13 protein-coding genes are annotated in these 23894 nt (G+C 58.5%); 3 read left to right on the top strand and 10 right to left on the bottom strand.

Translation table 11 applies throughout. From position 1 onward, the window contains the following. Positions 1–62 precede the first annotated feature (62 nt). Positions 63–875: a posphoenolpyruvate synthetase regulatory kinase/phosphorylase PpsR gene (gene ppsR / locus C2U30_RS00710; protein ID WP_010675153.1), complete on the top strand. Its 813-nt coding sequence runs from the start codon at positions 63–65 to the stop codon at positions 873–875. 129 nt (positions 876–1004) lie between these two features. On the opposite strand, the gene C2U30_RS00705 is transcribed toward ppsR, so the two are convergent. Beyond that, positions 1005–1280 carry a hypothetical protein gene (locus C2U30_RS00705; RefSeq protein ID WP_081000923.1) on the bottom strand — a complete coding sequence of 92 codons (276 nt, stop codon included), beginning with the start codon at positions 1278–1280 and terminating at the stop codon, positions 1005–1007. Between the two features lie 356 nt (positions 1281–1636). On the opposite strand from C2U30_RS00705, the gene C2U30_RS00700 reads away from it, so the two are divergent. Continuing rightward, complete coding sequence (locus tag C2U30_RS00700) at positions 1637–3013, top strand: amino acid permease (RefSeq protein WP_053288369.1); 1377 nt, start codon at positions 1637–1639, stop codon at positions 3011–3013. A 160-nt stretch (positions 3014–3173) separates the two neighbouring features. On the opposite strand, the gene C2U30_RS00695 is transcribed toward C2U30_RS00700, so the two are convergent. The 9 genes from C2U30_RS00695 to C2U30_RS00655 all read right to left on the bottom strand — a co-directional run bounded on the left by C2U30_RS00695 (position 3174) and on the right by C2U30_RS00655 (position 18816). Next, complete coding sequence (locus C2U30_RS00695) at positions 3174–3875, bottom strand: SIMPL domain-containing protein (protein WP_103242945.1); 702 nt, start codon at positions 3873–3875, stop codon at positions 3174–3176. Between the two features lie 54 nt (positions 3876–3929). After that, positions 3930–4487: a hypothetical protein gene (locus C2U30_RS00690; RefSeq protein WP_053288368.1), complete on the bottom strand. Its 558-nt coding sequence runs from the start codon at positions 4485–4487 to the stop codon at positions 3930–3932. Positions 4488–4574: 87 nt separating this feature from the next. Next, positions 4575–9527 carry a retention module-containing protein gene (locus C2U30_RS00685; RefSeq protein WP_233721024.1) on the bottom strand — a complete coding sequence of 1651 codons (4953 nt, stop codon included), beginning with the start codon at positions 9525–9527 and terminating at the stop codon, positions 4575–4577. Between the two features lie 267 nt (positions 9528–9794). After that, positions 9795–11720 (bottom strand): EAL domain-containing protein, encoded by a 1926-nt coding sequence (locus tag C2U30_RS00680; RefSeq protein WP_103242943.1) that lies wholly within the window; start codon positions 11718–11720, stop codon positions 9795–9797. 3 nt (positions 11721–11723) lie between these two features. Next, entirely contained in the window at positions 11724–12467 is a 744-nt protein-coding gene (locus C2U30_RS00675) for a transglutaminase-like cysteine peptidase (RefSeq protein WP_411431564.1), read from the bottom strand. 114 nt (positions 12468–12581) lie between these two features. Next, positions 12582–13913: a TolC family outer membrane protein gene (locus tag C2U30_RS00670; protein WP_010675164.1), complete on the bottom strand. Its 1332-nt coding sequence runs from the start codon at positions 13911–13913 to the stop codon at positions 12582–12584. 35 nt (positions 13914–13948) lie between these two features. Continuing rightward, positions 13949–15364 carry an HlyD family type I secretion periplasmic adaptor subunit gene (locus tag C2U30_RS00665; RefSeq protein ID WP_010675165.1) on the bottom strand — a complete coding sequence of 472 codons (1416 nt, stop codon included), beginning with the start codon at positions 15362–15364 and terminating at the stop codon, positions 13949–13951. Continuing rightward, positions 15357–17501 (bottom strand): type I secretion system permease/ATPase, encoded by a 2145-nt coding sequence (locus C2U30_RS00660; RefSeq protein WP_039040368.1) that lies wholly within the window; start codon positions 17499–17501, stop codon positions 15357–15359. Before C2U30_RS00660 ends, C2U30_RS00665 begins: the two co-directional genes overlap by 8 nt. A 370-nt stretch (positions 17502–17871) precedes the next feature. Then, the gene (locus tag C2U30_RS00655; protein WP_103242942.1) at positions 17872–18816 is read right to left on the bottom strand and encodes a TIGR01212 family radical SAM protein; all 945 of its coding nucleotides are present in this window, start codon (positions 18814–18816) and stop codon (positions 17872–17874) included. Positions 18817–19429: 613 nt separating this feature from the next. Between C2U30_RS00655 and gltB the strand changes: the two genes are divergently transcribed. Continuing rightward, entirely contained in the window at positions 19430–23887 is a 4458-nt protein-coding gene (gltB, locus tag C2U30_RS00650; RefSeq protein ID WP_010675168.1) for a glutamate synthase large subunit, read from the top strand. The last annotated feature ends 7 nt before the right edge of the window (positions 23888–23894 follow it).

Raw genomic sequence — 23894 nt, 5'->3', positions numbered from 1 at the left:
GATATGGTTTCGAGAGATACTTATTTCTCGCCGCCCCCTGGAGCGCACCACAGGAGTCCGCAGTGCACACCGTATTCTATGTATCCGACGGCACCGCCATCACCGCCGAAGTCTTCGGCCACGCCGTGTTGAGCCAGTTTCCCCTGGCCTTCGAACAGGTCACCATCCCCTTTGTCGAGACCCAGGAGAAAGCGCGCCAGGTACGGGCACGCATTGATGAGCAGTTTCGCCAGACCGGGGTGCGCCCCATCCTGTTTCACACCATCGTCGACCCCATGGTGCGTGAAGAGGTGCTCAAGGCCCAGGCCAGCAGCCACGATTTTCTCAACACCTTCGTGAGCCCTCTCGAACAGGAGCTCGGTATCAAGGCCGAACCCAGGTTGCACCGCACCCATGGCATGGAAAACCGCAAGCTGTACGACGATCGCATCGAAGCGGTCAACTTTGCGCTGGCCAACGACGATGGCATCACCACCAGGGAGTATGACGAGGCAGACATCATCCTCATCGGGGTCTCCCGTTGCGGCAAGACACCGACCAGCCTCTATCTGGCACTGCAATTTGGCATTCGCGCCGCCAACTATCCCTTTATCGAGCAGGACATGGGATCGCTGGAGCTGCCCGCCGCCCTCAAGGCCAATCGCCACAAATTGTTCGGCCTCACCATCATGCCGCAGCGGCTGCACGAGATCCGCAACCAGCGCCGCGCCAACAGCCGCTACTCCTCGCTTGATCAATGCAAACAGGAGCTGGCCAGCGTCGAGAGGCTGTTCCGCCAGGAGGCGATCCGCTTCCTCGATACCAGCTCCCACTCGGTCGAGGAGATCAGCGCCAAGATCCTGGAAGCAACCGGCCTTCGCCGCCAGCTCTGCTAACCTTCAAGGCTGTGACAGCACAACGCACCATTAAACAGGTGAGTGGCAAGATAACGAAACAGAAGAACAGGATGAAAAAATGATGCCAGCATCATCGCTGGCATCCCATCACTCGCGGGGCAAGCAGGCTCAGGGCTTGTTGAGTTCCTTGTTGTTCATCAACATGCCGTGAAAATTAATGAGTCCCCTCCCCTTGCGGACTCGCTCGCTCAGCCAGCAGGCTGGCACCAGCCCCATCCCGGCAGCAAGGATGAGCACCATGGCGATGTGGTTCACCAGGTAATCCGCTCCCAACCAGCCCCAGACAACAAGGCTGCTCATCGCCATCGTCAGCAACATGGGGGATAGCCAGATCCCGAGCCAGAGCACGACCATCACCAGGCCACCCACAATACGCTCCATCATATGAGTCCCTTTTTATCAAAGGGCAACAAGGCCATGAAAACCGGACTGAGTCAATAGATGGAAATCCATCAGAACACAAAACCAGCAACCACTCTCAAAACCCCTTTCCAGATCATGAAAAACCTGCATGTCGCACAAAATAGCAGCCGATGATGAGGAAAACAGGTGCATGAATGGTCGATTATCACTATTCTGCTCGGGTTGGTAGCCGCTACAAAAAACAGCCAGCGGCAAACCGTAACGATATAAATACGGATTTCGTCACGTTTTCGGCACAAGATGCCGCGCCAGGCAGAGGAAGTGCTGTGGCTGACGGGACGCGAGCCGAGTGATTTCAGCGACGTAAGGAAGGAAGCATGGATCTTCAACAACACGGCGACGAGCTCAAGCGCGGTCTGAAAAACCGCCATATCCAGCTTATCGCACTGGGCGGTGCCATCGGTACAGGCCTGTTCCTCGGCATTGCCGACACCATCAAGATGGCGGGCCCTGCGGTGCTGCTGGGCTATGCCATCGGCGGCTTCATCGCCTTCCTCATCATGCGCCAGCTGGGCGAGATGGTGGTGGAAGAGCCGGTTGCCGGCTCATTCAGCCATTTTGCCTACAAGTACTGGGGTGACTTCGCCGGCTTCGCCTCCGGCTGGAACTACTGGGTGCTCTATGTGCTGGTGAGCATGGCCGAGCTGACGGCAGTCGGTATCTATGTCCAGTACTGGTGGCCCGAGATCCCGACCTGGATGTCGGCGGCTTTCTTCTTCGTGCTGATCAACGCCATCAACCTCTCCAACGTCAAGGCGTTCGGCGAGATGGAGTTCTGGTTCGCCATCATCAAGGTGGTCGCCATTCTCGGCATGATCGGATTCGGCGGCTGGATGCTGTTCTCCGGCAGCGGCGGCCCCGAGGCCACGGTCAGCAACCTCTGGGCCCAGGGTGGCTTCTTCCCCAACGGCGTCGGCGGGCTGGTGATGGCAATGGCCTTCATCATGTTCTCCTTCGGCGGTCTGGAGCTGGTCGGCATCACGGCAGCGGAAGCGGACAATCCCGAGAAGAGCATCCCAAAGGCCACCAATCAGGTGATCTACCGCATCCTCATCTTCTACATCGGTGCCCTCACCGTACTGCTCTCCCTCTATCCCTGGGGCAAGGTAGTGGAAGGCGGCAGCCCGTTCGTGATGATCTTCCATGCGCTCGACAGCAACCTGGTAGCCAACGTACTTAACCTGGTGGTGCTGACCGCCGCGCTGTCGGTGTACAACAGCTGCGTCTACTGCAACAGCCGCATGCTGTTTGGCCTGGCCAAGCAGGGCAACGGCCCCAAGGCCCTGCTCAAGACCAACAAGAGCGGCGTGCCCCTGACCGCCATCACCATCTCGGCCGCGGCCACCCTGCTGTGCGTGCTCATCAACTATTTGATCCCGGGCAAGGCCTTTGGTCTGCTGATGTCTCTGGTGGTCTCCGCCCTGGTCATCAACTGGGCCATGATCAGCCTGGCGCACCTCAAGTTCCGCAAGGTGAAGTCTGCAGAAGGCGTCACCACCAAGTTCAAGGCACTGTGGAGCCCGTTTGGCAACTACCTCTGCCTCGCCTTCATGGCCGCCATCCTGGTGATCATGTACATGAACGACGGCACCCGCATCTCGGTCGAGCTGATCCCGGCCTGGGTCCTGGTACTCGGTATCGGCTATCTGCTCAAACAGAAGAGCCAACGCAAGCTGGCTACCAACCTGGGCTAGGCATCATCCCTCTCCAGCAAAAATGCCGGTCACTGACCGGCATTTTTTATTCCATTCCCGTTTCACCTGACCCAATTCGCGGCTCACTTGTCCTGCCAGCCCCTGCAATGACAAACCCGAGGGGTTGCCTCGGGTTTGAGTGATGGACAAAGGGGCTGTGTTATTCCAGCAGGAAGACGGCTTCTACATTGTCAGTGATGCTGATCTGCTGCTGTTGATAGCTGTTTTCCATCATGTCGGCGGCAGGGGCTGCCGCAGCCTTCATGGCACGGGTATAGACCGGCATGGGGGAACTGTTGCGGTATTCAACGCTATATACCTTGCCAAGCTTCATGCCGAAAGCCTTGGCCAGGGATTCCGCCTTGCTCGTGGCATCAGCAACAGCACCAAGCCGGGCCAGCTCCTTGATGACCTGTGGTGACTTCAGGCCGTACTCTATCTGGGTCACGGACTCCAGACCCGCCTTGAGGGCGGTGTCCATCAGCTGGCTCAACTTGTCGAGCTGGTAGAGTTTGACCGCCAGCTGACGCTGGGCACGGTAACCCACCATTTCGGGTTGCTTGTTCTGGGGGTACTGGTACTCGGGGGAGATCACCAGATTGCCAGCCTCCACGTCGCTGCGCTTGATGCCGAGGCTCTCCAGCTGGCCAAAGAAGGCTGCTACCTTGGTATCTACCTGCTGTTTGGCCTTGATGCCCTGCTTCTCCAGTGCCGTGACGGCGACATTGAGCGTCAGCATGTCTGGTTCAGCCTTCTGCTCCGCATAGCCACTGACGACCAGATGGGGGGCCTGAGGAACCTCGATGGCAAGCAACGGAGCACTGACAACCAGCGCGGACAGGGTAAGAAGGGGACGCCACATAAAAAAACCTCCATCATTTAGATGGAGGTCATTATGCATGTCGTCGATTGGGATTCATATATCGTGTGTCGGCGGGATCTGGTCCAGCACCTGATTGGTCATGTCGATATTGATGCTGATCTCCCCTCCTCCTGAATTGCCATAGCTTGTCATCACGGGAGCAGGCGCCTGGCTGCCAAACAGCGATTCATCCTCAAAGTGGAACGAATCCCACGACAGAACATGACCTTGTGATGGCAGATTCGGCTCGGACGTCGTCACGACGGCCAGCGCACCCCAGTCAAGCTCCTCGCCGTGGCTGAGCAGCCCCTGCAAGGAGGTATCGCTCAGGCTCTGCAACGAATACTCCTGCTGCCCCCACTCATGGCCGACCAGCACCATCATATGGGGCAGGGGCGCATCCTCTGCCGGCGTGAAGCTGATACGAGAAGCGGCAAAGTCCACATTCAGCAACCCCGCCACCTCACCATCTTCGCTCTCCAGCTCCAGACCGTTGAGCGTGTCACCCGTCATCGTGGCCTGATAGCCAAAGCGGCCGGTGCAGACGATATTGTCCTGCCCGTTCCAGCTATAGCGAATGCCGTCGATGTCGACCCAGTTGAATGACTGCATGGTGACCCTCTCCTGATACTGCAGCTATCTTATCTGCCCACTCCATCAAATAACAGGGGCCGGGCACACCCGGCCCCCATACCCTGCTTACGGATCGACCTTGAGGTTGCCCTGATCCAGCAGATCCTGAATGATCTGCAGATTGGATTTGCCAGCCGTCAGATCCACGTTGTCAAAGAGGATGGTATGAGTCGTGGTGCCACTTCCCGCTCCATCCAGATCAATGGTCAGTGTCGACTTGCCACTGCCCGGACCAGGAGCAAAGGTAAGATAGTGATCCAGTGTGCTCGCATCGGCATGCTCACCACTGAGCAGTTCACTCAGGTCCAGAACATCTCCATTGGCCCCCGTGGTGAAGTCTTTGATGGTATCCGTGCCTCCTGCATCACCAGCCATCCATTTGAAGGTATCCTTGCCAGCCCCACCAGTCAGGGTATCACTGCCGGTACCCCCAATCAGCAGGTCGTCGCCACCACCACCACTCAAGATGTCGTTACCTGCCAGTCCGCTCAGGACGTTGGCATTGCCATCGCCGGTCAGGCTGTCGTTGAACATGGAACCTACCAGGTTTTCCATGTTGCTCAGGCTGTCTGTCCCTGCCCCTCCGGTATTCTGATTGGCGCCATTGACTGTGACCGTGACCCCTGCAGAGCTGTCGAAGTAACTGGCCGTATCATTGCCGTTGCCGCCGTTCAGGGTATCGTTGCCAGCGCCACCGATCAGGAGATCATTGCCTTCACCGCCATTCAAGGTGTCGTTGCCGAGCCCCCCAAGCAGGATGTCGTTCCCGGCATTCCCGTTGAGCCTATCGTTTCCAGACCCCCCGATCAGGATCTCGTCGAGATAGCTCCCGGTGAGTGTCGAACCGCTCTGCACATCCACATACACCTTGGCCGTATCTGTGGTCGTGCTATTGGTGTAGTTGAACGAACCCTCGTAAGAGCTGGGGGTCGCATTGCCGGAAGTATTGTCAAATGTTACCGAGCCTGCATTGTCTGTGACGGCCCCTCCAACGGCTCCCGAGATGCCCGTGATCATCTGGGTCGCAGCCAGAGGCCCGGTGTCATTGGCAAGCAGGGCCCAATCCGGAATGGTCGCGGGGTCCTGGTTAGTGATGATAAAGTCATCACGAACCACGGTAGGACCGACCGCCGGGTTGATAACGATGGACAAGGTGCTGGACGCAGTATCCCCATCGTTGTCTATCACACTGTAACCCACGACCTGGTTTATCCCCCCGACCGGAATGGATGACGGCGGAGTATAGGTGTAGGCGCCGTTGTCCATGTCCACCTTGAGGATGCCGCCTGCAAGTGTAATGGTCCATTCGTTGGTCGCTGTATTGAAAGTCCCGACTGATGTTCCTCCCGAGACGCCGGCGAAGTCCGTCTTCTGGTTGTAGGTATAAGTCACCCCTCCCACGGTAATGGCATTGAGCCAGCCACCATCGGCCCCGGCACTCGCCGCTACCCCGTTGATCAGTTGTCCTGCCAGGGGCGGAGCTACCACGGTGCTCAAAAGGGTCGCGGTCAGTTGGCTGAAGTCAGTCACCACCACTGCGGTGGTATTTGCCGGGCTGGCACCACTGACCCCGTTGTAGGCAATGGGATCCAGTGCAGACTGGGTCGCTCCCGATCCCATCCCGAGCGCGTACGAATTGATGTTGTTCGCCGTCAGGAAATCGGCCCAGTCCTTGGTTTCACCGCTCAGTGTCGTGCCGTCACCATCGATCCCGTTTCCACCGCCAAGCGAGTTGTTGCCATCAGGAACTGTGGCGGGGGTACCGCTCAACGAGTTGGCATTTGGCAGACCATCCGACATGAAGTAAGAGACATTTTGCGCATTAGCGAGTTTACCTGTATCGCCAAAGGCTTTGATTGCCTCGTTCAGTGCATCATCGTAGTTGGTCGAGTTCGTGGGGGTAAGGCCAAGGATGATGGCCTTGGCTACATCGACCGAGACCCACACCCCGGTCGGATTGGCGGCTGAAGTGGAGAAGGTCACGATATTGACCATGACGCTGCCGTAGGCGCTGTATTTGTCCAGCAGCTCCAACGCGGACTTCTGCATCACCTGCATCCGAGTCATGCCTTGATAGCCCGATGGGTCACCCATACTGCCGGAGATATCGAGGATCAACATCAGATTCGTGTTCTGCACCTGAGTCGCCTGGCCTGCATTGGTAACAGCATTGGCAATGGGGGCATCATCGCTGATCACAACCTGCAGGTTACCCGTGCCACTGTCGCCACTGGCATCCGTAGCCGACACGACGAAACTCGGACCATTCGCTGTATCACTGTTGCCCTGAACGTTGTGAGTCAGCACATTGTCTTTGAGCGTGTAGGTATAGTTCACCGTGTAGACACCGGCTGTGGGGCCGCTGACACCGGTTACCGTCAGCATTCCTTCCGTATTGTTGATCAAGGTCTGACTGCCGCCACTGGTCAAATTGTAAGCCTGCCCACCGATGGTCAAGGTAGTCAGATTTTCCCCCTGGGTGTTGATGGTGAAGCTGCCATTGAATATCTCCGAATTACCACTGGCAGCGGTCCCCTCAGGCAGTCCCTCCTCATCAACCGTCGCATTGCCGATGGTCAATACAGGGACACGGGTATCCTGAGCAATATTGATGGTCAGTGTTGCCGGATCCGTATCACCATCGCCATCTTTGAGCGTGTAGGTAAATACCTCCGAGGCCCCCACGGGAACCGATGCCGCCGTGAGCGTATAACTGTATTCGCCATCCAGCCCCATGGTCAGCGTCCCATACAGCCCGGTCACGGTGAATCCACCGGCAGGATTACTGTCTGAATTGCCGTTCGAGCTCACGACCTGGCTGATTGCTGCACCATCAGCCCCCATGACGTCCACCCCAGCACCGGCTGTACCGCCGATGGTACCCGCCCCGGTAATCACATTCCCCGTCACCGGAGTGAACACACCTTCAGTAGCACTGTCAGCATCATCGTTGGCCGTCGGCACGTCGTCCACGATCTGCACGCTCAGGGTGTTCGAGGCCGAGTCCCCGTCGCTGTCCACCAGGCTCACCGCGAAGTCTTCGAACAGGCTGTTGTTGCCGTCCGCCGTCGGGTGCGCCCCGTTGTCGTTCAGGGTGTAGCTGTAGCTCACCAGCCCGGTCGCCGGGTTGTACCCGGTGATGGTCAGGGTGTTGCCCAGCGGCGTGGTCACCCCGCTCAGCGGGAAGCCCGCCACCACCCCGTTCACCACGATGTTGATGCCACCCACGCTCAGGGTCTTCACCCCGTCCGGCGCGCTGATGGTAAAGTCCCCCGTCACCGTGGTCGACTCCTTGCTGCTGTCCGACCCCGCCGATTCGTTCTCGCCGCGGGTCGCCAGCAGGTCGTCTTCGTACACCTTCGCATCCCCGCCCACGCCCTTGGGCGTCAGGTTGGTGATGGTCACTCCGTCATCGTCGTTCTTGATGGTCAGGGTCAGGGTCGCCGTGCTCACATCCCCGTCCGCATCCGTCAGGGTGTAGGTGAACACTTCGCTGCCCACCCCGCCCCCGGTCAGCGCCTTGAAGTCACTGTCGCTCGGGTTGAGGGTGTAGGTGTAGGTGCCGTTGGCATTGAGCACCAGGCTGCCGTAGGTCCCGCTCAGGGTGCCCGCGGTCACCGCCGCGCCATCCGCCCCCTGCACGTCGTTGGTGATGACGTTGCCATTGAGGACCAGGTTGTTCTCGCTCGCCACCGTCAGGTTGACGTCGCTCACCGCCGTCGGCACGTCGTCCAGCACCACGACATCCAGCCCTGCACTGGTCGTGTCGCCATCGAGGTCCGTCAACACAACGTTGAAGCTCTCCGTCAGAGCCCCATCATTTGCAGGTTTGTTATGTGTTTCGTTATCGTTCAGGGTGTAGCTGTAGGTCACGCTGCCAACCCCTGTCACCGGGTTGTAGCTGACGCCGGTCACCAGCAGTTGATTTCCCAAAGGACTGGGGATCCCCTGGGGGAAGGTGGTCAAGACCTGGCCATTGCTGATCAGCGTCACACCTCCCAGCGTCAGGCTTTGCACTCCATCTGCCGCATTGAATGTAAAGGTACTGCTCTTGGTCAGGGCTGCGCCATCGGGGGCTGAGCCATCCGGCAACGCGGCTTCATCAAGGACAAGCTCACCACCCTCGACCTGCAATCCATTCAGCGAGACAGGCTCATCTACAGGGGTGATGGTGATGGTCAGAGTGGAGTCGTTGGTATCATCCCCATCCGTTACGGTGTAATTGACCGCAGGTACAGGGCCTGTGTAGTTCAGCGCGGGGGTAAAGGTATAGGAGCCGTCGGCATTGATGATCAGCGTACCAATCCCATCCAGCGTGCTCTCAACGCCAGCAGCAATTCCCTGATTGTTGCCCCAGCTATAGGAAATGACAGACGAATCAAGGGGACCATCCGGATTGTTGCTGTTGTCGAGCACATTGCCACTGATGGCCTGATCTTCCTGGGTGACAACAGACTCATCCTGATCATCGAGCTGATTCTCGGGCAGAAGATCGTCTTCCTGCAGCACATTCTGATCGATCAACGTATCATAGCCGGTATCAAATCCGGCCTCGGCTATAGTCGCATCTCCGATGCGATCTATGACAACAAAACCACCATTGCCACTGGCCCCAGCGACCCCGCCGATACCGCCACCACCACCACCGGCGGCAGGTGCCCCACCGGCAGCAGAGGCTTCGAAGTTCTTGGTCGGGTCAACCCCTTGCAGGATGGATTGTTGCAACGCCGCAATTTCTGGCGACACTTCAGGCGAGCCTTGCTGATGATTGGCAACCGATGAGGAAGGTTGCCCCTCTGGAGGCATCTCTGCCCCTGCCGGGACACCATTGTCCACTGCAGGTTTGTCATCGTAGGGAGCCAGCATCAATTTGGCATCATCAGCGATATTGAGTCTGGCGCCAGGCTGCAGTATCTCGCCAGGCTGGAGAGGGCGACTGCTGCCATCGGCAAGCAGGATCTGAACATTGCCTTCTACGGAAGAGACGACCACGGTTTTGTCGATGATTTGGGTGCGCATATCCATTGCTCCAGGGTGACAGATCTTGATGCCTACACTCTAGATACGCCCCCGTCCTGCTTCCATTGCAAAAATGTACAGGGTTGAGTCTCTTTGACTTCATCCGATGCAGCGAATCGAACGAATATTTTTTACATATAAAAATCAATTAAGTAACAGCGCGAGTTTTAGTGATATTACCTATATGTCGCGTAAAAATGATGTACATATTCTAAACAGATATAAAAAAGAGCCCTTAATGGGCCCCTTTCTATCGAGTTGTACCGCTTATGCCAGTGGAAATGCAGGGTGAACGAACCCCTGATAACCATCGATATGCAAACTGGACAACAATTCAACCTGCCGTTTATCTTCCACCCGGGTGGCGATGGTCGTGACACCCGCGTTGTGGGCAGCCCGACAGACAGCCGCCAGGAAGGAGGTATCGGCGCCTGGTTCCATGACCTGGCTGGTATACCCGTGGTCCACCTTGACATAAGCGGGGGTCAGCTCTTCCAGATAGCCGAGGGACTGGAAGTGCCGGCCATAGTGATCGACCCCCCACAAGAAGCCGTGCTCTCGCAACAGCTCAACCAGATGAGTCACATACTCTTTGTGTTTCATGATGGCCGCTTCCGGGATCTCGAACAGCAGTCGCTCCTTCAGCTCCACGTTCAGCGACAGATAGCCTCTGAGCCATGTCAGGAACTCATCCGAACAGAGAGAACCCGCCGTGATATTGACTGCCAACACCAATTCCGGTTGCTGCTTGAACAAGGGGATGCAGGCTTCCAGCACCGCCTTGTCAAACTCGGCCCCCATCTTGAACTGCTCGATCGCAGGCAAGAACTGCCCTGCGAAGTAATCCGTTCCATCTCGCGAGATGGCCGCGAACAACTCGGCATGCAGGCGGGTACCATCATCGAAGCGACATGCAGGCTGTGCCTTGAAGCGCCAGAGATGTCTGGCAATGGCATCCTGCACCAGGTCTCGCCAGGCAAGGCGTCCCATCAGTCCCTGCTCATTGCCGCCTTCCATCACGACGGCACCGCGCCGCTCATTGCGCGCTTTGCCAAGGGCGTTATCCGCCTTCGTCAGCAGGGCCGAGAGATCGTCATTGCCATCACGGCCGGCGATGCCGACGACGGACAGCGCACCGCTTTCTCCCATGGGATTGACAACCAGATCGGCGATACGGCTGTTGATGAGCTCCGCCAGCTCCTTGAGCTGAGACAGATCATCGGTGGGGCAGAGCAAGGCATACTCGGTCGCCGAGATCCGGGCCAGCGCCGCGCCATCCCAGCCATCCAGCAGTTCCCTGAGCACCTGTGCAATGGACTTGACCATGTTGTCCCTTGCAGCAAAGCCCTCTTCCCGATAGAGATCGTCCAGCATGTCGACGGCCACCAGCATGACCCCGCCCTGCCCGGCCTCCGCAATCCAGGCATTGACCTGCCCGACGAAGTAAGAGCGGTTGCCAAGCCCGGAGACGGCATCCACATAGACGCGGGCTCGCAGATTCTCGGCCTCGTCGGCCTGCTCTTTGAACTGCACGGCAAGCTTGCTGGAAAGGGTATTGATGGCCTGTACCACTTGCCGCAGCTCGCGGGTCTTGGGCTCGGGAATGGCGTGGCCGAAATGGTGCAGCTCGATTTCAACCGCCTGATCGCAAATCAGCTTGAGCGGTTTGAGCAGATAATTGAGCGCCCGCATCAGCAAGAGAGTGGTGACGAGAAAACCGACCAGGAACCAGGTGGCCAGTTCGCTCATTCCTTTCCAAAGCTCGTAGTAGGCTTGTCCAGGGTGGCCGACGACCTTCAGCTTGCCCAGTTGCAGCCAACCCGACGTCAAAATCGATTCATTGGCCACTTCAGGGAACAGATCCAGCCCAATGAACCACTGTGGGACCCCTTCGATATGGCTGCTGTTCTCCAGCTCGATGACATCCTTGGAGGCCAGCAGATCGAGACGGACCAGCTTGTAGTAACCCCCGTCGAACACCGCCTTGATCACGGATTCGGCACTGACCTTGTCGCCGTTCTCCAGATAGGGGGTCAGCGCCAGACCCAGTGCGGTGGACGTATTGATGACGGTGGTCTCCTGCTGCTGCGCCAGGTAGTTGCGGGTCGAATTGAATTGCACCCAATAGGTGGCGGCAAACAGCAATCCGAACAGCAGCAGCATGGTTGCCAATAGTTGTCTGTAGAGCGTCATAGGTTAATCATCCAAATTGACCGCAGGCCGAGCCAATCGCCCCGATGTCATGCGATTGCGTAAGTCTGTCCATAATCCCAAGCGGGATGATTGCCCGGCCAGTTCCCCTTGACCACGCGCCTTCATCAGCCACAAGTGACTACCGTTAAAACTGTAAATTGGCAACAAATCCGCCCGTTGGGTCGCCGGGCGAATTGATCCGACAAGATTGTCCAGAATCAGGGGTACTGCCGCAGGCGTCTCATAGTAGGCAACGACCATATGAAACTGGTTATAATCCAATGCCTTGACATATACCATTCGCATTTTTTCATCAGGGATGCCAAGTTCCAGCAAGGTAAAATACTTGGAAATGCTGAAGTCTTCACAATCTCCCCCCGCTGCGCCCAGAAATTCCAGCGGTGTCGCCCAATAATCCTTCTTGTGCCACAACTTGATGTCATCGATGAAACGCATCTGGTTGAAGAACTGGTTCACCTTCTCCAGCTTCTGCCGATCCGTCAGCCCCGCCGCCTTGTTCTGCATTGCCAAAGTGCGCCAGTTGGTGACCCGTTTGCCGGCCCTGGGGCCATAGGTCTCCTCCGCGCGCTTGACCAGTTTCATATCCTCCGGTGATAGAGGCTGGCTGGCGCTGAGCAGCAGGGGGATCGCCAGCAGGGCCAGCCACAGCAGGCGAACCCGCCAGGGCGCACGTGCACCTGCGACAGCTCGATACCCATCACGTCGGCTCCAGCCTGTCGATGCCACTTCTTTCTGTGTCATGACGCCGCCATCATTCCCTGAGCGCCGGACGCATAAAAGAATGACTGCAGCACGCTGCAGCCATTCCCCTTGCCTGATATGACATCAGTGGCAGGGCCATCAGTTGTTGTTGGCCTGCCATTCAGCCGGTTGCTGCACATTCAGGGCATTGAGCAGACCACCGGTGGCATTGAGGATACGATAATCCGCCAACAGGGAGTCGTACTCGGCCGTGATGTAGCTGCGGCGAGCCTCGAACAGTTCGTTCTCCGTGTTCAGCACGTCCAGCAAGGTCCGTTGGCCCAGGCCGAATTGCTTCTTGTAGGCCTGTACGGTGTCATAGCTGGCGTCCACGTGCTCTTTGAGGAAGACTTTTTGCTTGGCCAGCGACTCTTTGGCGTTCCAGGCGAGGCGGGTCCCCTCTTCCACCTGACGGAAGGCATTCATGTGAATGTCTTTGGCCTGGGAATAGAGCGCTGAGGTTGCCTTGCTTTCTGCCAGATCGGACCCACCGCGGAACAGGTTGTAACGCATCCGGACCATGGCGGTGAGATCGTCGTTACGGCCTTTGACCGCATCGATGTCCTCGTTCCAGTTCTGATCCACTTCAAAGGCTACGTTCGGGTAGAACCCGGACTTGGAGCCTTCATGCTGATACTTCGCCTCTTCGATGTCCTGCAGGGATGACAGCAGGGTCGGGTGAACCTCTGTTGCCGTCTTCAGCGCATCTTCCAGCGTTGCGGGCAGGAGTTGGGTGTTCGGTACTGGCTGAACGAGATCCTTGGGCACTTCATTGACGACACGGATGAACTCGCTCTCGGCATCCCGATAGTTGTTCTCCGCCGCCGCCTGGTTGGAGTACGCCCGAGCCACACGACCGTCGATCTGGGTCTGGTCAGCGGTCGACCCTAGACCGGAGTCGGTCCGTTTCTGGATGTCACTGCGGATCTGCTCGTGGGTTTCAAGGTTCTGCTTGGACAGCTCCAGGATCTCCTGCTGACGCAGCATGTTGAGATAGACCTCGGCCACGCGCAGGGCCGTGTTCTCCGCCTCGGAGATCATCGCCAGGCGCTGGGCCTGGGCGGCGGCATCGGTCCGTGCCACGTTGCTGCTGACATCAAAGCCGTCAAACAGCATCTGGCGAAGGCTGATCCCGGCCTCCTTGCGCGTCATGGAGTCATCGATCGTCTGTGAATTCGGACCTGCGGCACGGGTCGAGGGACTGTCAGTCTTCTCGTAACCGACGCCACCACGCAGATCAATGGTGGGGTAATAGCCGCCCTTGGCTCCATCATGCTGATACAGTCGTGCCTGATAGAGATCAAAAGCTTCCTTGATTTTCGGATGGGTAGCCAGTGACTGCGCCACTGACTGTTCCAGCGTCTGTGCCTGGCTCAGGCCCGGGAACAGTATGGTGCCACTAACCAGCATGGCAACAATCGTCTTCTTCATGGTATCTCCAGTCATGTTGTTTTTAGATTGTTGGCTTATCGTTCTCTCAGTGCCGACTGCTTAGCCCTCAAGATGGGTTTCAGCAAGTAGTCTAGGACACTTTTTTTACCAGTAATAATATCTGCACTGGCTAACATACCGGGGATGATGGGAAGTGCGTTAAGCTCATCGCCCAGATAACTCTTCTCGGTTCGTACTCGCACCAGATAGAAGGAATTGCCCTCCTCATCCTGGATTGAGTCGGCACTTATCTGTTCAACCTTGCCATGTAAACCTCCATAAATAGTGAAATCATAGGCAGTTATCTTGACCACGGCCTCCAGTCCGGGTCTGAGGAACGCGATGTCCTTGGGCGACACCTTGGCTTCAACCAGCAGGGTATCTTCCAGCGGCACTATCTCCATCAGGTCCATGCCCGGCTGAACGACCCCACCCAGCGTATTAATCTTGAGCTTCTTGATGGTCCCTTTGAGAGGCGCGATCACACTGGTACGATCGACTCTGTCCCTGAGGCCGACCTGCCCCTCTGACAACTGGCTCAACTTGCCTTGACGTTCGTTCAGCTCGGTCTGGGAGTCCGCCCGGAATTTCAGGGCGATATCATTCCGCTTCGAGATGGTCTCCCGCAGTACCGAGTTGAGTTTGGGCACCAGCAGGCGGTTCGCCTCCAGCTCCCCTTGCATTTCGTTGACCTGCCGCTCTAGTTTAATTAGCTCCACTTGAGGAACTATACCCTCTTTTGCGAGAGGACGGCTGATGTTCAGCTCCTGACGAGCCAGATCAACGCTGCGGCCCACGGTCCGGATCTTGGCATTGAGCTCTATGGTCTCCTGCTCTTTCTGCTCGATCTGCTGTCCCAGAATGTAAAGCTGGTTCTTGAGGTTGTTTAACCGCGCCTCCTGCACCGATCTTTCACGGGCGGCATATTCGGCAAAGACATTCTCGTACCCTTCGGGGAACTCGATGGCCTGTTTGTCGATGGCTACCTGTTCACGCCACCCCAGATTGGGCTCGTTCTTGACCACCACGCTGCGAATTTCGGCGCGCAGGCGGGCGATATCCCCCTTGAGGGTGACCAGCTCCTGCTCCCGTTCGCGAAAATCCGACTTGAAGCGGGTATCGTCGATGCGCAGCAGTGGCTGTCCCTTCTCGACGATGTCCCCCTCCTTGACGAAGATCTCCTTGACGATCCCCCCTTCCAGGTTCTGGATCACCTGCAACTGGCGCGACGGTATCACCTTGCCCTGGCCGACTGTCACTTCATCCAGCTCTGCCCAGGCGGCCCAGACAATGGCGCTGACAAAAAACAGGAAGCAGGCCCACAGCAGGACTCTGGCACGGGTGGGCGTCGTCAGCAGCACGGCGGCGGCGCCGTCATCCACGTACTCGAGATGTTCGGGTGCCGGCAAGACCGTATCTGAGGGCGTTTTCTTGAACCAGTGGTTAGCCATTCGCCGTCTCCTGCACCCGCACCTTGCCTTCCTTCAATTGCTGCAACACCACCTCTTTGGGACCATCCGCCACTATCTTTCCCTGCTCCACGACGATGACCCGGGAAGCGACATCCAGCATGGAGGTCTTGTGGGTGATGAGGATAAGGGTGGTTTCGGGGCCGAGCCGCGCCAGCTCCTGCTTCACGTGCATCTCTGACTGGTTGTCCATGTTGGAGGTCGGCTCGTCCATCACCAGAATGGGAGGATCGTTGAGCAGGGCGCGCGCCAGCAGGATGGACTGACGCTGGCCACCGGAGAGCTGACGTCCCCCTTCGCCTATCTGTCTGTCGAGGCCGTTGGGATCCCGGTTGGTAAAGTTGGTGACCCCGGCCCGCTTGGCGGCGCGTAAGACACGGGCATCATCCACCAGGGGATTGCCCAGCATGATATTGTCCCGCACTGAACCAAAGAAGAGGGTCACATCTTGCGGCACGCAGCCGATGTTGCGGCGAATGATGGTCGGCGGCAGTTGGTCCAGCTCAAAGCCGTCCAGACGCACCAGACCGTCAGTCGGACGGTAGAGACCCATCAGCAATTTCTCCAGCGTGGTTTTACCCGCACCGATGCGTCCGATGATGGCCACCTTCTCACCCGGCTCGATGCGCAGGTTGATGTTGTGCAGGGTGCTGCTCTCCATGCCCGGATACTTGAAGGAGACATTTTCAAACTCGATGCGCCCCTGGATGACCGGATGGTGGATGTACTGCCTGCCCTCCTCCTGCTCCCCCGGCGTCATCATGATCTTCTCCAGGATTTCGAGCGCCGACTTGGCCTGGTTGTAGCGAGTGGAGAGTACCGAGAGCTGCACCATGGGGGCGATGGCCCGGCTCGACAGCATCACGGCCGCTATCATGCCCCCCATGGTCACCAACCCTTCCGAGATCTGGTAGACACCGACGATCACCAGTCCCACTGTCACCACCTGCTGGATGTAGCTCGCCAGAGAAGACATGGAGTTGGTGATGCGCCGGGTTTGCACGCCCCAGGTCGAGATGTGGGACACCGCCTGCTCCCAGCGGTGCTGGAACATGCTCTCGGCCCCGAAAATCTTCACGGTCTCAAGGCCCGAGATGCTTTCGATCAGATTGGCGTTCTTCTGAGAGGCGAGTCGGGAGCCCTCCTCGATGGATTGCTTCAGCGGTGCCTGAATGTAGAAGCTGTAGGCCACCAGGATCAGGATGGCGATGATGGGCACCACCACCATCACACCGGCGAAAATCCAGATGATGAAGAGGAAGAAGATGGCAAACGGCAGATCGATCAGGGTGGAGACGGTGGCCGACGTGAAAAACTCGCGCACCGATTCAAACTCCTGCAAGTGCTTGGCAAAGGCACCGGTCGACGCAGGCCTGGACTCCATCTTCATGCCCATCACCTTGGCAAAGATTTTGGCCGACAAGAGCACGTCGGATTTCTTGCCTGCAATATCGATGAAGTAGCTGCGCAGCTGGCGCATCACGAAGTCGAAGGTGAACACCACCATGGCTCCAACCGCCAGCACCCAGAGGGAGTCGAATGCCAGGTTGGGCACAATCTTGTCATAGACGTTCATGGTGAACAGGGGGCTGGCGATGGCAAACAGGTTGATGAGGATCGAGGCCACCAGCACATCCCGATAGATACCGCGGGACTCGAACAAGGTGCTCCAGAACCAGTGACCATCACGGGTCTCCAGCACTTTGGGCGAGCGCTCATCAAACTTGAACTGCCGCTTGACGTAGAACAGACGACCATTGTACTCGTCACCAAGCTGGGCAAGACTGACCCATTGGGCCGCGTCTCCGGCCTGGGGAAAGATGACCCTCGCCTGGGTCCGTTCTTCATTCCATTCAAGCAAGATGCAGGCGCCGCCATTGCGCGTCTGCAAGACGCAGGGCAGCAGCAGGGAAGAGATCTGTTCAAGGGGCTGGATCACTTCGCGGGCAGAGAGACCGCCCCGCTCGGCGGCACGACTGAAGAGCGCCGTGCTGAGACGCCCGGAGACCAGTGGCAAGCCGGTGGTGAGAGCATCCTGACTGTTGGGCACCCCGTAAAAGCGGGTCAAAAAGACCAGGCACTCCAACAGTTCATCTATATGGCTGGTTTCTGCTTGCATAGCATCCCATCAAACATGATTCAGAAGGTTGTCTCGGGGCCGAATATCCAAAGCCCGGCGGCGATCCGGAAAAACAGAACAGACCTCGCCACCCAGACCCACAACCCGATTAGCGCACAGAGCCGGGACACTGCATGTCTCGCCTCCCTCACAGATTTTCATGCCGGAAACGGAGGGGACATGCCGGGCACCTGATGTTGCCAAGAAATATGCCACCCGGTACGAAGAAAGCCCGCCCGGTATACAAACTGCAAAGAGTTATTGATAACTATATCTTTTTTCATGCCGACCATCTTATCAAGGTGACTTGAACGAAACTATACTCCAAAGACTGAATTTCATCTAATAACCCACTGTTTTTTTGACGAAATTAGAGTTGGCACTCGCCCGTGGAAGGGAGAGAAAAAGGGCGTCCCAGGCAGTGTCCCTGAGGGCCTGAGCGTGCCAGCGCCGCGGCAATGGCGGTCATGGCGCTCCAGCGATTCTCGCACCAGGCGGGAGCCAGCAGGGTCGGGCGGCGCGCCGACGCCGAGACCCTGTGATAGACCACCTCGGGAGGCGTGTACTGGATCATGGCGACCGCCGCCGCCACATACTGCTCCATCGTCAACACATCCAGCCGTCCCGCCTGCCACGCCTTGCCAAGAGTGCTCCCCTCCACCACATGCAGTGGGTGAAGCTTGATCCCCTCGACGCCGGTCTCCACGATACGGTGCAGGGTTTCCAGGCTGTCCATCGGCACCTCGCCGGGCAGGCCGACGATGAGATGGGCACACACCTTGATGCCTCGCAGATGGGCTCGGGCAACGGCATCGGCATAAGCGGCATAGCCGTGACCCCGATTGATGCGTTGCAACGTCTTGTCGTTGGCACTTTGCAGCCCGAGCTCCAGCCACACCTCGTAACCTCTGGCCTGATAACCTGCCAGCAGATCCAGCACCGCATCGGGTACACAATCAGGGCGAGTTCCGACGCAGAGCCCCACCATGTCGCTCACCGACAAGGCTTCTTCATACATGTGCTGAAGGTACTCCACTTCGGCATAAGTACTGGTATAGGCCTGAAAGTAGGCCAGATAGCGCCTGGCCCGGGTCACCTCGTCCCGGCGTGCCAGCAGTTGCTGCACCACGGAGAGTTGCTGGGCCGACTCGTCGGCAAAGGAGGAGACATTGCAGAAAGTGCAGCCACCCCGGCCCAGGGTGCCGTCCCGGTTTGGGCAGGTAAAGGCCCCGTGGATGGAGAGTTTGTGGATCTTCTGGCCGTGGCGCTGCTTGAGATCCTGGCCAAATGTATTGATGAGTTCGTGTAACTGCATGACACCTCCGAAATGAGGTGTCATTCTAGCGACGCAGCCAGGCGGGCAGGCTGCGCTGGATCAATCCCGCTCTCTACCCAAAAATCATATAAATATTCACGTTAGATGCGATAAATACCCAACAGTCGGCATTCACGGTCACTTTTGACAACCTGTCACTCCTGCAACCTGGAGAAAAGTGTCATAACCTCTCGCCCATAACCGGCTGTAACTACTGAAAAAATCCTGTTTAGTCTGCTTATGGACAAATGCAAGACGCAGGATCCTGAAATGTGATCCCCGCCAAGCACACCAGAGATGACTTTGTAAAATTACTACAGTTCCCCGCCACCATGCAGTCAACCACTAAACTGTCCATAACCAGAATATAAAGCCAACAAATAAACAAAATGCAGTCATAAATACATGAAAATGCTGACTGAGTCTCAAAAACCCACATTTTGTTATGGCGATGTAACATTGCAAACAAGCGGGATGTCCAATTGACCTTGCCCGAAAATCCCATTAGTTTGGAGATTCGCCACCTCAGGCGGACGGAACCACAAGAGCCAATCGCAATTTATGCAGTCTGTTGATGACAGTGCGATGGAAGGCCGAGCAAGGGAGAAATGCAATGTCACTATATGATCCAAAGCTGGAGAGGGATAACTGTGGCTTCGGCCTGTTGGCCCACATGGAAGGGGAAGCCAGCCACAAGCTTGTCCGTCTCGCGATGTCAGCCTTGGCTCGCATGCAGCACCGCGGCGGTATCTCCGCCGATGGCAAGACCGGCGACGGCTGCGGCCTGTTGCTGCAAAAACCCGACAGCTTCTTCAGAGCGGTCGCCGAAGAGAAGGGATGGCACCTGGGCCGCAACTACGCGGTCGGTATGCTGTTTCTCAACCCCGATCCCATCCTGGCCCAGGCCACTCGCGACATCATCGACGAGGAGCTGGAAAGAGAGACCCTGAGTCTGGTCGGCTGGCGCAAGGTGCCTATCGATACCAACGTACTCGGTTCCATCGCCAAGGCGTCCCTGCCCAGCATTGAACAGGTCTTTGTCAACGCGCCCCCGGGCTGGGTCGACAAGGATCTCGAGCGCCGCCTCTATATCGTGCGCCGCCGCATCGAGAAGCGCATCAGCGACGACTACTTCTATGTGGTCAGCCTCTCCAACCTGGTCACCGTCTACAAGGGACTGTGCATGCCGGTGGATTTGCCGCGCTTCTATCTGGATCTGGCCGACATCCGCATGCAGGCCGCCATCTGCGTGTTCCACCAGCGTTTCTCCACCAACACCAGCCCGCGCTGGCCGCTGGCGCAGCCGTTCCGCTACCTCGCCCACAACGGCGAGATCAACACCATTGCCGGCAACCGCCAGTGGGCCAAGGCGCGCAGCTACAAGTTCGCCACCCCGCTGATCCCGGATCTGCAAGAGGCCGCCCCCTTCGTCAACACCACGGGATCGGACTCCTCCAGCCTCGACAACATGCTGGATCTCTTCCTGGCCGGCGGCATGGACCTGTTCCGTGCCATGCGCCTGCTGATCCCGCCTGCGTGGCAGAAGCACCCGAACATGGATGACGACCTGCGCGCCTTCTACGACTTCAACTCCATGCACATGGAGCCATGGGACGGCCCGGCCGGCATCGTCATGACCGACGGTCGCTACGCCACCTGCGCACTCGACAGAAACGGTCTGCGTCCGGCACGTTACGTCATCACCAAGGACAAGTTCATCACGCTGGCCTCCGAAGTGGGCACCTGGGACTACACCCCGGACGAAGTGCTGGAGAAGGGCCGTGTCGGTCCGGGGGAGCTGTTCGTGGTCGATACCAGCAACGGCAAGATCTGGACCAGCTTCGAAATTGATGACGATCTCAAGAGCCGTCACACCTACAAGCAGTGGATGGACAAGCACTGCAAGCGCTTGGTGCCCTTCGAGCAGATGGACGATGCCAGCACGGGATCGCGGGAATTCCCGGATGACCGGCTCAAGACTTACCAGAAGCTGTTCGGCTACTCCTTTGAAGAGCTGGATCAGGTGATCCGCGTGCTCGGCGAGAATGGCCAGGAGGCGGTGGGCTCCATGGGGGATGACACCCCGATGGCGGTGCTCTCCTCCAGCCAGCGTACCCTGTACGACTACTTCCGCCAGATGTTCGCCCAGGTGACCAACCCGCCCATCGATCCCCTGCGGGAAAATCACGTCATGTCCCTGGCCACCTGTATCGGCCGCGAACAGAACGTGTTCAACGAGACCTTCGGCCACGCCCACCGGGTGCTGTTCCAGTCGCCGATCCTGCTCTACTCCGACTTCCATCAGTTGCTGGCCCTGGAAGGGGAGCACTACCGCCACGCGGTGCTGAGCCTCAACTACCTGCCCGAAGAGGGACTGCAAGCCGCCCTCGAGCGCCTCTGCCACGAGGCAGCTGAAGCGGCCCGCAGCGGCGCCGTACTGCTGGTACTGTCAGACCGGGACATCAGCCCGGATACCCTGCCCATCCCGGCCGCCATGGCGGTGGGGGCGGTGCAGCGTACCCTGGTGGACAACAACCTGCGCTGCGACGCCAATATCCTGGTGGAGACCGCGAGCGTGCGCGACCCGCACCACTTCGCCGTGCTGCTGGGCTTTGGCGCCACCGCCATCTACCCCTATCTCGCCTACGAGACCCTCGCCAAGCAGGTAGAAGAGGGCGTGCTCAAGATGAGCCTGCGCCAGGCCATGCTCAACTACCGCAACGGCATCAACAAGGGCCTCTACAAGGTGATGTCCAAGATGGGCATCAGCACGGTGGCAAGCTACCGCTGCTCCCAGCTGTTCGAAGCCGTCGGCCTCTCCAGGGCCGTGGTCGAACTCTGCTTCCGCGGCGTATCGAGCCGCATCCAGGGTGCCGACTTTGCCGACATCCAGCAGGATCAGATCAATCTGTCCCGTCTGGCCTGGCTCGGCCGCAAGCCGCTGACCCAGGGCGGCCTCTTGAAATTCGTCCACGGTGGCGAGTACCACACCTACAACCCGGACGTGGTGCAGACCCTGCAAGTGGCGGTGCGCTCCGGCAACTACGCCGATTACAAGGAGTATGCCCGTCTGGTGAACGAGCGCCCGGTGGCGACCCTGCGAGATCTGCTGTCGCTCAAACAGGGCACCACCCCGGTTGCGCTGGATCAGGTGGAGCCAGCCGCCAGGCTGTTCCCCCGCTTCGACTCCGCGGCCATGTCCATCGGCGCCCTCGGCCCTGAAGCCCACGAGGCCCTGGCCATCGCCATGAACCGCCTCGGCGGTCAGAGCAACTCCGGCGAAGGCGGTGAAGATCCCAAGCGTTTTGGTACCGAGAAGAACTCTCGCATCAAGCAGGTGGCTTCCGGTCGCTTTGGCGTCACCCCGCACTACCTGATGAACGCGGACGTGGTGCAGATAAAAGTCGCCCAGGGCGCCAAGCCCGGCGAAGGGGGCCAGCTGCCCGGTGACAAGGTCACCGCGCAAATCGCCCAGCTGCGCTACTCCGTGCCCGGCGTGACCCTGATCTCCCCGCCGCCGCACCACGACATCTACTCCATCGAGGATCTGGCCCAGCTCATCTTCGACATCAAGCAGATCAACCCGAACTGCCTGGTGTCGGTGAAACTGGTGTCCGAACCTGGCGTCGGCACCATCGCCTGTGGCGTGGCCAAGGCTTATGCGGACTTCATCACCGTCTCCGGCTACGACGGCGGCACCGGCGCAAGCCCGCTCACCTCGGTCAAATACGCCGGCTCTCCCTGGGAGCTGGGCCTGGCCGAAACCCAGCAGGCGCTGGTGGCCAACGGCCTGCGCCACAAGGTGCGTCTGCAGGTGGATGGCGGTCTCAAGACCGGTCTGGACATCATCAAGGCGGCCATCCTCGGCGCCGAGAGCTTCGGTTTCGGTACCGGCCCCATGGTGGCACTCGGTTGCAAATACCTGCGTATCTGCCACCTGAACAACTGCGCCACCGGCGTCGCCACCCAGGATGAGAAGCTTCGCCGCGAACACTTCACCGGCCTGCCGGAAATGGTGATGAACTACTTCAAGTTCATCGCCGAGGAGACGCGCGAGCTGATGGCCGAGCTTGGCGTCACCCAGCTCACCGACCTCATCGGTCGTACCGACCTGCTGGAAGCCCTGCCCGGCCTCACCGCCCGTCAAGCCAAGCTGGACTTGTCCGGCATCCTGGCTGCCCCGGTTGCACCGGCAGGCTCCAGTCTGTTCAGCCAGCAGCACAACCCCACCTTCGACAAGGGGCCCTTGAACCTCAAGATGGTGGAAGACCTGCTGGACGCGGTGGAAAACATGAGTGGCGGCGAGTTCCGCTACGACATCCGCAACACCGACCGCTCCGTGGGTGCGCGTCTGTCCGGCGAAATCGTCAAGCGCCACGGCAACCAGGGCATGGCGGCCGATCCGGTCAAGGTGCACTTCAACGGCACCGCCGGCCAGAGCTTCGGCGTCTGGAACGCCGGTGGCCTTGAGATGATCCTCACCGGGGATGCCAACGACTACGTGGGCAAGGGGATGACCGGCGGCAAGCTGGTGATCAAACCCCACGTCGGCGTGGCGTTCAAATCCCACGAGGCGGCCATCATCGGCAACACCTGCCTCTATGGCGCCACCGGCGGCAAGCTCTATGCCGCAGGGACCGCCGGCGAGCGGTTCGCGGTGCGCAACTCAGGGGCCTTGGCGGTGGTCGAGGGGATTGGCGACAACGGCTGTGAATACATGACAGGCGGCATCGTCACCGTGCTCGGCAAGACCGGTGTCAACTTCGCGGCGGGCATGACAGGCGGTTTCGCCTACGTGCTCGACGAGTGCGGCAACTTTGCCAAGCGCACCAACCCCGAGCTGGTCGAACTGCTGGAGGTGGCGGATCTCGCCATCCACCAGGAGCACCTGCGCGGTATCATCACGGCGCACCTCAACGAGACAGGCAGCTCGCGTGCCGAGGAGATCCTGGCCAACTTCGACTCCTATGTGCCCAAGTTCAGGCTGATCAAACCCAAGTCCAGTGACGTCAAATCGCTGCTTGGCCACACCAGCCGTTCCAGTGCAGAACTCAGAATCCAGGCGCAATAAGGAGGGA

Origin of the sequence: Aeromonas sp. ASNIH5 (genome assembly GCF_002902865.1) — a bacterium.
GTDB classification, from domain to species: domain Bacteria; phylum Pseudomonadota; class Gammaproteobacteria; order Enterobacterales; family Aeromonadaceae; genus Aeromonas; species Aeromonas caviae.
This window is presented reverse-complemented; position numbering and strand designations above follow the sequence as displayed.

Excerpts from the sequence above, each read along its gene's own strand:
- C2U30_RS00705 (WP_081000923.1), bottom strand. The coding sequence starts at position 1,280 with ATGATGGAGCGTATTGTGGGTGGCCTGGTGATGGTCGTGCTCTGGCTC.
- C2U30_RS00700 (WP_053288369.1), top strand. The coding sequence starts at position 1,637 with ATGGATCTTCAACAACACGGCGACGAGCTCAAGCGCGGTCTGAAAAAC.
- C2U30_RS00695 (WP_103242945.1), bottom strand. The coding sequence starts at position 3,875 with ATGTGGCGTCCCCTTCTTACCCTGTCCGCGCTGGTTGTCAGTGCTCCG.
- C2U30_RS00690 (WP_053288368.1), bottom strand. The coding sequence starts at position 4,487 with ATGCAGTCATTCAACTGGGTCGACATCGACGGCATTCGCTATAGCTGG.
- C2U30_RS00685 (WP_233721024.1), bottom strand. The coding sequence starts at position 9,527 with ATGCGCACCCAAATCATCGACAAAACCGTGGTCGTCTCTTCCGTAGAA.
- C2U30_RS00680 (WP_103242943.1), bottom strand. The coding sequence starts at position 11,720 with ATGACGCTCTACAGACAACTATTGGCAACCATGCTGCTGCTGTTCGGA.
- C2U30_RS00670 (WP_010675164.1), bottom strand. The coding sequence starts at position 13,913 with ATGAAGAAGACGATTGTTGCCATGCTGGTTAGTGGCACCATACTGTTC.
- C2U30_RS00665 (WP_010675165.1), bottom strand. The coding sequence starts at position 15,364 with ATGGCTAACCACTGGTTCAAGAAAACGCCCTCAGATACGGTCTTGCCG.
- C2U30_RS00660 (WP_039040368.1), bottom strand. The coding sequence starts at position 17,501 with ATGCAAGCAGAAACCAGCCATATAGATGAACTGTTGGAGTGCCTGGTC.
- C2U30_RS00655 (WP_103242942.1), bottom strand. The coding sequence starts at position 18,816 with ATGCAGTTACACGAACTCATCAATACATTTGGCCAGGATCTCAAGCAG.
- gltB (WP_010675168.1), top strand. The coding sequence starts at position 19,430 with ATGTCACTATATGATCCAAAGCTGGAGAGGGATAACTGTGGCTTCGGC.